Annotated in this window: 9 protein-coding genes and 1 pseudogene; 4 read left to right on the forward strand and 6 right to left on the reverse strand. The window is 64.7% G+C overall.

Annotated elements, in window-relative coordinates:
• The first annotated feature begins 18 nt into the window (after positions 1–18).
• Positions 19–798: an SDR family NAD(P)-dependent oxidoreductase gene (locus HAP41_RS10765; RefSeq protein ID WP_038934859.1), complete on the forward strand. Its 780-nt coding sequence runs from the start codon at positions 19–21 to the stop codon at positions 796–798.
• Positions 799–802: 4 nt separating this feature from the next.
• Here HAP41_RS10765 and HAP41_RS10770 read toward each other — a convergent pair whose 3' ends face one another.
• The 3 genes from HAP41_RS10770 to HAP41_RS10780 are packed head-to-tail and all read right to left on the reverse strand — an operon-like array spanning position 803 to position 3,822.
• On the reverse strand, positions 803–1,630 hold the full coding sequence (locus HAP41_RS10770) for a carbohydrate ABC transporter permease (protein WP_166102610.1): 828 nt from the start codon (positions 1,628–1,630) through the stop codon (positions 803–805).
• Positions 1,627–2,475: a carbohydrate ABC transporter permease gene (locus tag HAP41_RS10775; protein WP_166102607.1), complete on the reverse strand. Its 849-nt coding sequence runs from the start codon at positions 2,473–2,475 to the stop codon at positions 1,627–1,629. Before HAP41_RS10775 ends, HAP41_RS10770 begins: the two co-directional genes overlap by 4 nt.
• Before the next feature lie 6 nt (positions 2,476–2,481).
• Positions 2,482–3,822 (reverse strand): ABC transporter substrate-binding protein, encoded by a 1,341-nt coding sequence (locus tag HAP41_RS10780; RefSeq protein WP_166102598.1) that lies wholly within the window; start codon positions 3,820–3,822, stop codon positions 2,482–2,484.
• A gap of 77 nt (positions 3,823–3,899) precedes the next feature.
• On the opposite strand from HAP41_RS10780, the gene HAP41_RS10785 reads away from it, so the two are divergent.
• Together HAP41_RS10785 and HAP41_RS10790 are read left to right on the forward strand one after the other, a co-directional pair.
• Positions 3,900–4,955, forward strand: coding sequence for a LacI family DNA-binding transcriptional regulator (locus tag HAP41_RS10785; protein ID WP_166102594.1), 1,056 nt, complete (start codon positions 3,900–3,902; stop codon positions 4,953–4,955).
• A gap of 36 nt (positions 4,956–4,991) precedes the next feature.
• Positions 4,992–7,142, forward strand: a complete 2,151-nt coding sequence (locus HAP41_RS10790) for an ADP-ribosylglycohydrolase family protein (protein WP_166102588.1) — start codon at positions 4,992–4,994, stop codon at positions 7,140–7,142.
• Positions 7,143–7,148: 6 nt separating this feature from the next.
• Here the strand turns inward: HAP41_RS10790 and HAP41_RS10795 are convergent.
• The 3 genes and pseudogenes from HAP41_RS10795 to HAP41_RS10805 all read right to left on the reverse strand — a co-directional run bounded on the left by HAP41_RS10795 (position 7,149) and on the right by HAP41_RS10805 (position 10,917).
• A pseudogene (locus HAP41_RS10795) lies at positions 7,149–7,942 on the reverse strand (IclR family transcriptional regulator).
• 19 nt (positions 7,943–7,961) lie between these two features.
• Positions 7,962–9,695, reverse strand: coding sequence for an FAD-dependent oxidoreductase (locus tag HAP41_RS10800; protein WP_166102583.1), 1,734 nt, complete (start codon positions 9,693–9,695; stop codon positions 7,962–7,964).
• Between the two features lie 7 nt (positions 9,696–9,702).
• Positions 9,703–10,917, reverse strand: coding sequence for an ABC transporter substrate-binding protein (locus HAP41_RS10805; RefSeq protein ID WP_135214840.1), 1,215 nt, complete (start codon positions 10,915–10,917; stop codon positions 9,703–9,705).
• Positions 10,918–11,288: 371 nt separating this feature from the next.
• On the opposite strand from HAP41_RS10805, the gene HAP41_RS10810 reads away from it, so the two are divergent.
• Positions 11,289–12,590, forward strand: coding sequence for an MFS transporter (locus HAP41_RS10810; protein ID WP_166102576.1), 1,302 nt, complete (start codon positions 11,289–11,291; stop codon positions 12,588–12,590).

Consider the following 12,590-nt stretch of genomic DNA (forward strand, 5'->3'; position numbering starts at 1 on the left):
TATCCTGGAGTGAGACCCATGAAACTATCCGGCAAGGTCGCCGTCATCACCGGCGCGGCGCGCGGCATTGGCAAGGCGTGCGCAAAACGGTTCCTCGACGACGGCGTCAAGGTCGTCATCTCGGACGTCGATACGGATGAGCTCGAGAAGACGGTCAACGAGCTGGGCAAGCCCAAGGAATTGTATGCCGTGCCATGTCACGTCGCACGGCGTGCGGACGTCGATCGCGCGGTGGCGACCGCGGTCAGAGAATTCGGCCGGCTCGACATCATGGTCAACAATGCCGGCGTCGCCCGCAACCGCGACATCCTGGAGATTTCGGAAGAGGAATTCGACGAAATCATCGGCATCAATCTGAAGGGCGCGTTCTTCGGCGTCCAGGCGGCGGCCAAGCAGATGATCGCGCAGGGCGGCGGCGGGGTCATCATCAACATGTCCTCGGTGAACGCCCTGCTGGCGATCCCGACGCTTGCGACCTACGCCATCTCCAAGGGCGGTATGAAGCAGCTGACCTCGGTCGCCGCGGTCGCGCTCGCCCCGCACAACATCCGCGTCGTGGCAGTCGGGCCGGGCACGATTTTGACCGATATGGTGGCGTCGTCCATCTACACCTCGGAGGATGCCCGCAAGACCGTGATGTCACGCACGCCGGCTGGCCGTGGCGGCGAGCCGAGCGAGGTGGCTTCCGTCGTGGCGTTCCTTGCGAGTGATGACGCGTCTTACATCACCGGGCAGACGATCTATCCGGATGGTGGGCGGTTGATCCTGAACTACACGGTGCCAGTGAAGGAGAAGTAGGGCTTCAAGACTTCACCGCGCCCGACGTCATGCCGTCGATGAACTGACGCTGCAGCAGCACGAAGATCGCAACGATCGGCAGCACGATGGTGACGGCTGCGGCCAGCATCTCGCCCCAGTCGGTCGAATACTGGCCGGTCAGATTGTAGAAGCGCACGATCGCGGTGACGTTGCTGTCGTTCTGCAGGAACGTCACGGCGATGACGAACTCGTTCCAGGCGTTCAGCCCGACGATGATGGCGACCGTGAGAAGCCCGGGCCGCATCATCGGCAGGATCACGTACCAGAAGGTCTGCCACGGCTTTGCGCCGTCAACTTGGGCTGCTTCCTCGAGCGCGACGGGAATCGCGAGCGCGTAGGTGCGCAAGAGGAAAATCGAAAACGGCGAGAACATCGCCGTGTAGATCAGCGCCACCGCGGGGATCGAATTGACCAGCCCCAGCTTCGCGAAGATGAAGTAGAGCGGGTAGAGATAGAGCTGCACGAGCACGGTGATCGTGGCCATGAAGTAGAAGGTGATGAAGCGCCAGAATTTTCCCTTCTGCCGCGCCAGCACATAGGCGCAGGGCGTCGCGGTGACGCACACCATCAGAATGGTCAGGATCGCGACTTCGGCACTGTGCAGCAGGCTCGGGCCAAGCTGGGCGTTGCGCCAGGCGGAGGAAAAATTCTCCCAGTGCAGCTGGGTCGGCAGCGCGAGCGGATTGCTGCCGATCTCGACCGTCGTCTTCAGTGCGTTCATTACGGCAAGCACGATCGGCAGCAGGGAGCTGAACGATGCGATGCCGATCAGCCCGAGGCTGAATGTCCTGCTCCAGCGATCCCCGATCATGTCGATTGCGCGTCGTCGGTGATCTGGAGCCAGAGATAGACGGCGGTGGCACACAGGCCGAACAGGCTCATGACGCAGGCGGCGGCTGCAGCCTGGCCGACATCGCCTTCGAAGAAGGCGTGGCGGTAGGCAAATGTCGCCAGCACCTCGCTGCCATAGGCGGGGCCGCCGCGGGTGACGATGAAGATGAATTCGAAGACCTGGAACGACCAGATCACGGTCAGGATCAGCATCAAGGTCAGCGTCGGGCGGATGCCCGGGATCAGAACGTAGCGGAACAAAGCAAAGAAGCCGGCTCCGTCGAGCCGCGCGGCTTCGATCTGGTCGATGCTGATCTGCCGCATCGCCGACAGGAACACGACCGCGAGAAAGCCCCACCAGTGCCAGATGTCGACCGCGGCGACAGCATAGAGCGAGCGGTCGGGATCGGCGAGGGGATCGGAGATCGAAAAGCCGTGCTCGTTCAACCAGGCGAGGACGCCGGTCGCGGGGCTGAAGATCATGCCCTGAAAGATGCGGCCCGTGACTGCGACAGCGATGATGCGCGGCAGGAAGATGATGGACTGGACCACGATGCGCGCCTTCGGCGCCATCAGCAGCGCTGCTGCCATCACGAGCGCGAGGCAGACCGGCACGGTGAGGAAGATCGCCGTCCAGATGAAGTTATTTGTCAGCGCCGACCAGAAGACGGGATCGGCGAACATGTTCTGGAAGTTGGCCAGTCCCGCCCACGCCGGCTTTCCGACACCGTCCCACATGAAGAACGCCGCCGTGAATGTCAGCACGGCGGGAACCAGGATGATGCAGACGTTAATCAGGAGCGCTGGAAGCGCGAAGAGCCACATCGTGCGTCAGGCCGTCCGCGGCGGCAGCGGCGGCACCTTGCCTTCCTTTGCTTCCTGGCTGAAGAGCGTCTGCATCCGCGTGAGGTAAGCGTCCGGCGTAATCTTGTTGAGCCAGACCTGCTCGATGCCTTCGATCAGATAGGAGTTGGTGGCGCCGGGCCAGAACGTCCAGGTGGTGAAGCCGTACTGCCCCTTGCTGAACGCTTCGTGCAGATTCGCGATCGTCTTCTCGAATAGGGGATAGCCGATGCCCTGGAGCATGTCCGGCGGCAGGTCCTTCACCGGGAGTGCCCATTTGCCGGGCCAGTCGCGGTTCATGGTCTCGTAGAACTTGCGCGTCAGCATGAACTCGAACACGGCGGCTGCACCTTCCGCATTCTGCGAGTTCTTGGCGATCGACAGCGTCGCGCCGCAGGCGAGATGGACCAGTGATCCCGTGAAGGCCGAGCCGAGGGTCGGCGTCGGCATGACGTCCATCACGGTATCGGGCTTCGACATGCCGTAGGATTTGGTGCCGAACGACCAGGTGCCGCTGAACGCCATCGCCGCCTTGGCGTTGACGACCTGGAGGAAGCTCTGCTCGATGGTCAGCGAGAAATAGTTCTTGCCGAAATAGCCTTTGTTGTACCACGCCTTTGACAGTTCGACCGCCTCGATGAACGGCGGCGCGGTCCAGGGCAGTTCGCCGGCAAGTGCCTTGCGGACGTTGTCGGGGCCAGCGACGTTGTTGAAGAACACCGTCATCAGCCACTCGTTCACGCCCTTCCAGTCGGCATTGCCGGCGCCGAAGGGGATGATGCCTTTGGCGAGCGCTGCGTCTGCAATCGCCTCCATCTCCTGCCGGTTGGTCGGCTGCTTCCAGCCGTTCTGCTTGAACAGCTCCTTGTTATAGAACAGGTGCATCGACTCGTAGTCGCGCGGCAGCGCGTAGAGCTTGCCGCCGTAGACGCTGGTGTTGAGCAGCGGCGCCAGGAAGCGATCCTTCCACTTATACTTCTCGGCGAAATCGTCGAGCGGAAGCACCTGGCCGGCATTCGCGATCGCGGTGAGATAGGCGGGACCCGCTGTCTGCACGATGTCCGGGCCGTTGCCGGCGACGAGTGCGACCTTCAGGAGGTTGTTGACGGCGGCGCCCTTCACCTCGAGCTGGAGCAGATATTTGTCCTGCGAGGCGTTGAACGCCTCGACCAAATCGTTGCGCAGCGCGGCCTGGCCGTCCGAATTCGCCTGGCCGAACCAGAACGTCACGACCTTGCGCCCGTCCTCGGCGCGAACGTCGCGCGGCAAGCTAACGGCAAGCGCGGCAGCGGGGATGGCGGCAACAAGCTGGCGTCGGGTCATGGTCATGGCGATGAACCTCGGTTTCCTCAGGTCATTGGCGGTGATTGTTGATTTTCCTTTAGTAATACGTATAACTAAGCCAAATGGCGACGTCAACAACGAGGACGAAGCGGGGGAAGGGGCGCGACAAGCAGGCGCCAGCCCGCCCCACGCAGAAGGATATTGCGCTCGCGGCCGGTGTTTCGCAGGCCGCGGTGTCGCTCGTCCTGAACAAGACGGAGACGCCGTCCGTTCCGCCTGCGACGCGCACGCGCATCCTCCAGGTCGCGCAGGAGCTCGGCTATCAGCCGAACCATCCGGCGCGGATGCTGCGCAGCGCGCGGACCATGACGTTTGCCTGTGTCATTCCAGATATCACCAACCCGTTCTATCCGGGCCTCGTCCGGGGATTGCAGACGGTCGCGGCGCCGGCTGGTTACGACGTCCTGATCTTCGACACCGACGGGCGGCCGGAAGGCGAGGCCCGCGCCATCGACTGGTTGCTCCAGGGGCGGGCCGACGGCGTCGTCGCAACGTTCTTTCATCTGCGGGCGCCCCAGCTCGCCGTGCTCGCGCGTAAGGGCATCCCGCTGGTGCGGCTGGAGAGCCAGCACAAGCCGGACGGACCGCTCGCGATCGACAGCGTCTATATCGACAATGCCGAAGCGGCCGCGGAAATGACGCGGCTTCTGATTGCGCGCGGGCACCGGCGTATCGCCATGATTCAGGCCGAGTTCGGCCCGAGCCAGCGGCGCGCGCAGGGTTACGGCGCGGTGATGCGGGAAGCGGGACTTGCGCCTGATTTCATTACCGACAGCGCCTATTCCGAGGAATCTGGCGCGCGTGCGATGAAGCGGCTGCTCGAAAGAAAGGGCGATCGCCCGACCGCCGTGTTCGGCGCGAGCGACGTGCTGGCGCTCGGTGCGATGGAGGCGGCGCGTGCTGCCGGGCTCTCGATCCCCAGCGACATTGCAATCGCCGGCTTCGACGATATCCCGGTCGCAAAGCTGCTCGGGCTCACCACGGTGCGGCAACCGGAGTTCGATCTCGGCGCGCTTGCGGCGGAGACGCTGGTCAAGCGGTTGCAACCGGGCGGGCTCGTGGCGCCGGGCCGGAGCCATGAACTGAAATTCGAGATCATGAAGCGCTCGTCGGTCTGACCCGCGAGCCAAGCAATTGGATATGGGAGTGAACTCGTGACAGCTATTCCTCATGACTACGCGGAGCGGGTCTACGCCGGCGTGCTTGGCAAGCTCATCGGTGTCTACCTCGGCCGGCCCTTCGAGGGCTGGACCTATGAGCGCATCATGAAGGAGCTTGGGCCGATCAACTACTATGTCAACGAGCGTCGTGACGTCGCGTTGCGATCCCATCATCTCGTCGTCACCGACGACGACGTCTCCGGCACTTTTGCGTTTCCCCGCGCGCTTGCCGACAATGGCTATCCGAAGCGTCTCACCTCGAAGCAGATCGGGCAAGCCTGGCTGAACTACATCGTCGAGGAGCGCGCCATCCTGTGGTGGGGTGGCATCGGAAATTCCACCGAGCACACCGCCTATCTGCGGCTGAAGTCCGGTATCCCGGCGCCGCAGAGCGGCTCGATCGCGCTGAACGGAACGACCGTAGCCGAGCAGATCGGTGCGCAAATCTTCATCGACGGCTGGGCGATGGTGAGCCCGGGTAATCCGGAGCAGGCCGCTTATCTGGCCGAGCAGGCCGGGCGCGTGAGCCATGATGGTGAATCCGTGCATGCCGCAAAACTGCTCGCGGCGATGGAGGCGCTGGCCTTCGTCGAGCACGACGTGCAGAAGCTGATCGATGTCGGGCTCGGCTTCGTGCCGAAGGACGCGCTGATCCGGCGCGTCGTCAACGACGTCCGGGAATGGCACGCCGGCGACAACGGCAACGACTGGGAACGGACCCGCACGCTGATCGCCGATCGTTACGGCTACGACAAATTCCTCGGCAATTGCCATGTCGTGCCCAACCACGCGCTGATCATCCTGGCGACGCTCTACGGCGGGAACAGCTTTCAGGAGGCGATGCGCATCGCCAACACGGCCGGCTGGGATACCGACTGCAATGCCGGCAATGTCGGCTGCCTGTTCGGCATCCGCACCGGACTTGCCGGCCTCGACGCCGGGCCGGACTTCCGCACCCCCATCGCCGACCGCATGTACATCTCGACGGCCGATGGTGGCGCTGCGATCTCCGACGCCGTGATCGAGACGCAGTCGCTGGTCGCGGCCGGGCTTGCGCTCGCCGGTGCGCCGGCGCTGGCGGTCGCGAAGGCCGGCGCGCGCTTCAACTTCAACTTTCCGGGCAGCCTGCAGGGCTTCCACGTGAAGGGTGGCTCGCCCGCACGGCTCCACGAGATCGAGCTCAGCAATGTCGCCGGCCACAGCCGCACTGGGGAGCGGAGTCTGGCGATCGACTTCCGCCGTCTGGCGCCCGGACGCGTGGCGCGCGTTGCGAGCCCCACCTTCTTCGACAAGGAGGTGTTTACGATGCCGACCTACCAGCTTGTGGCCTGTCCGACGCTGTATTCGGGGCAACGGGTGGAGTGCCGGATTGAATCGGAAGCGGATAGCGGCACCGTGGCGGTGCGACTGTTTTCCAGCGTCTATGACGAGCACGACGAGCTGATCCAGATCTACGGCGATGCGCAGGAACTGACCGGCGGCTGTCACGCCGTGCTGAGCTGGGAGGTACCGGAGACCCATGCCTATCCGATCTTCGAGATCGGGGTGGAGATCGAAACGCGCGATCCGCTCGGCGTCGATGGCACGCTCTATCTCGACTATCTGACCTGGGGTGGCGCGCCTGACACCGTGCTGAAGCGGCCGGACAACAATCTGAGCACGATGTGGAAGCACGCCTGGGTCAACAATGTCAGCCAGTTCCAGACCCGCTGGGAGGGCCTGCGCGTTACCAATGGCGACGGGCTCGGCTTCATCGCGCAAGGTACGCGCGACTGGAAGGATTATCGCGTAACGTCCGAGATCATGCCGCTGCTGGCGAACGCCTGGGGCCTCGCGGCGCGGGTGCAGGGACGCGAGCGCTATTACGCGCTGATGTTCGACCGTGCCGAGGGCGGCCGCGTCCGTTTGGTCAAACGCGTGCATGACGAATTCGTGCTCGCCAGCGAACGCTTCGACTGGCAGCTCGACCGGAGATATCGGATTGAGCTGCGCGTGGCCGGAAGCGACATCGAAGCCCATGTCGATGGTAAAAAACTCTTCAGCGTTCAGGACACGGGCGATCTCCCATTGACCAGCGGCGCCGTCGCGCTCGTCGTCGACAGCGGATCGATCTCCGCGGAGGAGGTGCGCGTGTCGCCGGCCTAACAGGCCTCACTCCGCCGCGATCGTCATCCCGTAGCCGAGCCGCTTCGAGATCCCGCCGGCGCAGTCGCGCAGGGCATGGGCGATCGGGCTGTCCCAGCGCGCATCAAACGTGCCTTCCGGCCCCATCGCGGTGATCACCAGCGCGACATGGCCGGAATGGTCGAACACCGGCGCCGAGAACGCATTGACGCCGGGCAGGGGATCGCCGAGCGCGCGGGCGAGGCCGTGCTTGCGGACCTCGGTGAGCATCTCGGCGACCTTCGCGCCTTTCACCGCCCGCTTCGGATTGTAGCCGACGCCATGACGATCGAGGCCGCTTTCGAGCGCCGCGTTGATCGTCTTCTCCGGCAGGAACGCTGCAAAGGCGCGGCCGGTCGCGGTTTCAGCAGCGCCATGACCGAACCGGCGCGCATCACGATGTGCACGGGCTGGCCCGGCTCTTCGAGCTGCACCACGGTCGGGCCGTGCGTGCCCCAGACCGCGAGCGAGACGGCATGGCCGATCTGGCTCGCGAGACCTGCGATCTTGGGACGTGCGATGCGCACGCCGGAGAGACGGCGCAGGCTGATCAGGCCGAGCTCGAGCGCCAGCGCGCCGATCTCGTAGCGGCCGGTGGTCTCGTCCTGCTCGATCAGCCCGATGCGGGAGAAGCTGGCGAGATAGGGATGCGCCTTGGCCGGCGTCATGCCGGCCTCGCGCGCGAGATCGCGCAGCATCATCGGCTCGCCGCATCTCGCGAGCGCGCGAAGCAATTCTCCGCCGACCTCGATCGACTGGATGCCGCGGCTTTCTCTCTTCATGCGTCTCCTGGCGCGTTGCTTACGCCGCGTTGCGCTTGGCGGCGCTGTCGGCGAGATGACGGCCGGCAATGTAGCCGAAGGTCAGCGCCGGCCCAAGCGTGATGCCGGCACCGGGATAATTGCCGCCCATGATGCTCGCCATGTCGTTGCCCGCGGCATAGAGCCCGGGAATCACCCGGCCTTCGGCGTCCAGCGCCCGCGCGTTCTCGTCGGTGACGATGCCGGCATAGGTGCCGAGATCTCCGATCACCATCTTGATGGCGTAGAACGGGCCGTTCTCGATCGGTGCGATGCAGGGATTTGGGCCGTGCATGGCATCGCCCTGGTAGCGGTTATAGGCTTTTGAACCTTTGCCGAAGGCGGCGTCGTGCCCTTGCGGCGCAGTCGCATTGAACTGCCTGACCGTCTCGGTGAACGCCGTCGCATCGATGCCGGCCTTTGCCGCGAGCGCCTCCAGCGTGTCGCCACGCATGAGATAGCCGGTATCGAGGTGATGACCGAGCGGCATCGGGAACGGCGGCACGCAGCCGAGGCCGTATTTGCGCAGCGTCGGGTGATCGCAGACGAGATATGCCGCGATCTCCTCGCCGCGCTTTGCGGCCTTGATCATGGCCTGGACGAAGTCGTGATAGGAATTGCCCTCATTGGCAAAGCGCTTGCCGTCGCGCATCACCGCGATCACGCCGGGTTTGGCGCGGTCGATGAAATGCGGCATCACGCCGCTCGAACCGTCCTTGCGCTTGGTCACCGATACCGGCACCCAGGCCGCCGCGTTCGGCAGGCGGTCCTCGACGTGGCCGCCGGCGCTCTCGGCAAGGCGCAGGCCGTCGCCGGTGTTGCCGGTCGGTCCCGGCGAATAGTGCTCATGGCCGGTCGGTGCGTGTGGAAACATCTTCTTGCGGCGCTCGACGTCATGCGGGAAGCCGCCGCAGGCGAGCACGACGCCCTGTCGCGCGCGGACGCGCACCTCGCGTCCTTCGCGGGTGACGATGGCGCCGGTGACCGCGCCGTTCTCGACCGTCAGCTCGCGCACCGGCGAGGACAGCCACATCGGAATCTTCAGGTCCTGCGCGGATTTCGCGAGGCGACCGGCCAGCGCGTTGCCGTTGGTCAAGGTCATGCCGCGGCCATAGCGCAGCACGTCCATCAGGTGCCGTGACAGGCGCTTGGCGACGTATACCGCCGAGGTCAGCGACTTCGTCACGCGCATGAAATGGATGATCTCCTTGCCGGAGCCGAGCATCATGCCGAACACGGTCAGCTCGGGCTGCGGCATACCCAGCGTCTTGATCTGGTCACCGAGCTCGCGGCCGTCGAACGGGCGCGTCACCATGGAGCGGCCGCCCTGCGCGCCGCCCGGCGCTTCGGCATGATAGTCCGGAAACACCAGCGGCATGTCGAAGCGCAGCGCGGTCCTGGTGGTGAAGAAATCGACCGCCTCCGGACCCGCACTCAGGAATGCATCGACCCGCGCGGCATCGAAGTTGTTGCCGGCTTCGTGCCGCAAGTAGGTGCGGGCCTGCTCCGGCGTCTCCTCGATGCCGTAGGCCTTCGCCAGCGAGGTGCCGGGGATCCAGAGCCAGCCGCCGGAGCGGGCGGTGGTGCCGCCGAAGCGCGGCTCCTTCTCGACGATCAGCACGTCGAGGCCGCGATAACCCGCGGTGATCGCGGCCGACATGCCGGAGGCACCCGATCCGGCCACGAGCACATCGCACTCGTAAGTCTCAATTGCGTTGCGCTCGTTGCCGGTCATGCGGGCCTCATTTCTTCAGCAGCGGACATTTGGATTCGGAGACCGGGCGGAAGGCGTCCTCACCCTTCACGGTCTTGACGATCTCCAGATAGTCCCACGGCTCCTTGGACTGCTCGGGCGATTTCACCTTGGCGAGATACATGTCGCGGATGACGCGGCCGTCCTCGCGCAATTTGCCGCCATGGACGAAGGTATCCTCGATCGGCAGCTCGCGCATCTTTGCCATCACCTTGGCGGGGTCGTCGGTGCCGGCGGCCTTGATGCCCTTCAGATAATGCAGCACCGAACCGTAGACGCCGGTCTGGATCATGGTCGGCATCACCTTGGTGCGCTCGTAGAATTTCTTCGACCAGGCGCGGGTCGCCTCGTCCATGTTCCAGTAGGACGCCGTTGTCATGTAGGTGCCCTGCGCGGCCTTCAGGCCGACCGCATGCACGTCGGTGTCGAACATCAGGAGACCGACCAGCTTCTGGCCGCCCTGCACCAGGCCGAACTCGCCGGACTGCTTGATGGCGTTGTCGGTGTCCTGGCCGGCATTGGCGAACGCCACCACGTCGGCCTTCGAACTCTGCGCCTGGAGCGCAAAGGAGGAGAAGTCGGCTGTGTTGGTCGGATGCTTCACGCCGCCCAGCACCTTGCCGCCCATCTCGTTGATGAACCGCGTGGCGTCCTTCTCGAGCTGCTGGCCGAAAGCGTAGTCCGCGGTGATGAAGTACCAGGACTTGCCGCCTTCCTTGATCACGGCGGAGGCCGTCACCTTGGACAGCGCGTAGGTATCGTAGGTGAAGTGCACGGTGTTCGGGCTGCACAGCTCGTCGGTGAGCGAGCTCGCGCCGGGGCCGGAGAGCAGCGCGATCTTGTTGCGTTCGCGCACCATGTTGTGCACGGCGATCGCGATGCCGGAGTTGGGGATGTCGACGACGGCGTCGACCTTGCCGTTGTCGAACCAGCCGCGCACGATCTGCACGCCGACATCGGTCTTCATCTGGTGGTCGGCGCTGATGATCTCGATCGGCTTGCCGAGCACGGTCGGCCCGAACTCCTCGACCGCCATCTTGGCCGCCTCGACCGACCCCGGCCCGCTGTTGTCACGGCCCCAGCTCGACAGATCCGTCAGCACGCCGATCCGCACCGCGTCGTCGGAGACTTGCGCGCGCGCCGCCGTGGTCATGGCAGCCGAAGTCATGGCCGCGAGCAAGGTGCAGGCCAAAAGCCCTCTCATCGTCGATCCCTCTCTTATTGGCCGCTTGGCGCGGCTGGTTATTCTGGGGGCAAATTAGATATTGGCGAATGAGTTTGTCAATGGCGAATAAGAGGGGTCGATGAGTTCCATGGTCGCCCGGGAGACATTGCCGGAGGCGGGCGCGCAACTGCCGCCACACCCGTCATTGCGAGCGCAGCGAAGCAATCCAGACTTTCTCCGCGGAGGCAGCCTGGATTGCTTCGTCGCAAGAGCTCCTCGCAATGACGGAGTGCGGGAGCAGCGACGCGCAAAAATCTCGCATCGTAATCTCGCACAGAGATCACACCTCCGCAGGTTGCAACCGCGATCGCGATTGGCCATGATGCCGTCAGGAATCTTTGGGGCAGGGCATGACGGCAGCAACGGGGGTCTCCGCGGCCGCGGAGAGATCGACGACGGCGCATGTGGTGTGGGCAAGCGCGCTCGGCACCGCGATCGAGTGGTACGATTTCCTGATCTACGGTACGGCAGCTGCGCTGGTCTTCAACAAGCTGTTCTTTCCGAGCTTCGATCCCTTCGTCGGAACGCTGGTGGCGTTCTCGACCTATGCGGTCGGCTTCGTGGCGCGTCCGATCGGCGGCGCGATCATCGGGCATTACGGCGACCGGCTCGGCCGCAAGACCATGCTGGTCGCGACCATGATCGCGATGGGGCTCGGCACCTTCCTGATCGGCTGCCTGCCGACTTACAGCCAGATCGGCGTCTGGGCGCCGATCCTGCTCATCATCCTGCGCTTCGTCCAGGGCATTGGGCTCGGGGGCGAATGGAGCGGCGCGGTCGTGATGGTGATCGAGCACGCCGGTGATCGGCGCGGCTTCTACGGCAGTCTGGTACAGATCGGCTTTCCGGTCGGCGTCGCCGCCTCGACCGGTATCTTCGCCCTGATGACGCAACTGCCCGAGGCCGACTTTTTGAGTTGGGGCTGGCGCGTGCCGTTCCTGATCAGCATCCTGCTCGTCGGCGTCGGCTTCATCGTGCGGCTCAAGCTCGCGGAAACGCCGCATTTCAAGGAAGTCGTCGAGCGCAAGGAAGTGCTGGCGCAGCCGGTGCTGGAGGTGCTGCGCCGCGACTGGCGCAGTTTTCTGCTCGCGATCGGCATCACGGTGTCGGAGGTCGGGCTCGCCTATCTCCTCACCGTCTTCACCGTGGTCTATGCGACGACGAAACTCGGCCTGCCTCGCCAGGTGATCCTGAACGCGGTGGTCTATGCCGCGCTCGTCGAGTTCGCGACGCTGCCGCTCGCCGGCTGGCTCTCCGATATCTTCGGCCGCAGGGCGCTGTATCTCGCCGGCGGGGTGTTCTCGGTGGCGCTGGCGTTTCCGCTGTTCTGGTTCCTCGACACCAGGGAGCCGGCGCTGATCACGTTCGCGCTCGTCGTCACGATGACGCTGACGCACGCGCTGCTGTTCGGGCCGAAGGCGGCGTTCATGCCGGAACTGTTCCGCACCCAGGTGCGCTACAGCGGCGCATCGCTCGGCGCCAACGTCGCGGCCGCGCTCAGCGGCGGCTTCTCGCCGCTGATTGCGACCGCGCTGCTCGCATGGGCCGGCGCCTACTGGCCGGTGTCGGTCTACATCATTGCGCTCTCGATCATCACGATCATCGCGACGCTGATGGCGCCGGAGACGGCGCGCGACGCACTGAAGTCGTAA

Source organism: Bradyrhizobium barranii subsp. apii, from assembly GCF_011516635.5.
Classification (GTDB): Bacteria; Pseudomonadota; Alphaproteobacteria; order Rhizobiales; family Xanthobacteraceae; genus Bradyrhizobium; species Bradyrhizobium barranii.

What these genes read in the sequence shown, in the direction of transcription:
- HAP41_RS10765 (WP_038934859.1), top strand. Translation starts at nt 19, where the DNA reads ATGAAACTATCCGGCAAGGTCGCCGTCATCACCGGCGCGGCGCGCGGC.
- HAP41_RS10770 (WP_166102610.1), bottom strand. Translation starts at nt 1,630, where the DNA reads ATGATCGGGGATCGCTGGAGCAGGACATTCAGCCTCGGGCTGATCGGC.
- HAP41_RS10775 (WP_166102607.1), bottom strand. Translation starts at nt 2,475, where the DNA reads ATGTGGCTCTTCGCGCTTCCAGCGCTCCTGATTAACGTCTGCATCATC.
- HAP41_RS10780 (WP_166102598.1), bottom strand. Translation starts at nt 3,822, where the DNA reads ATGACCATGACCCGACGCCAGCTTGTTGCCGCCATCCCCGCTGCCGCG.
- HAP41_RS10785 (WP_166102594.1), top strand. Translation starts at nt 3,900, where the DNA reads ATGGCGACGTCAACAACGAGGACGAAGCGGGGGAAGGGGCGCGACAAG.
- HAP41_RS10800 (WP_166102583.1), bottom strand. Translation starts at nt 9,695, where the DNA reads ATGACCGGCAACGAGCGCAACGCAATTGAGACTTACGAGTGCGATGTG.
- HAP41_RS10805 (WP_135214840.1), bottom strand. Translation starts at nt 10,917, where the DNA reads ATGAGAGGGCTTTTGGCCTGCACCTTGCTCGCGGCCATGACTTCGGCT.
- HAP41_RS10810 (WP_166102576.1), top strand. Translation starts at nt 11,289, where the DNA reads ATGACGGCAGCAACGGGGGTCTCCGCGGCCGCGGAGAGATCGACGACG.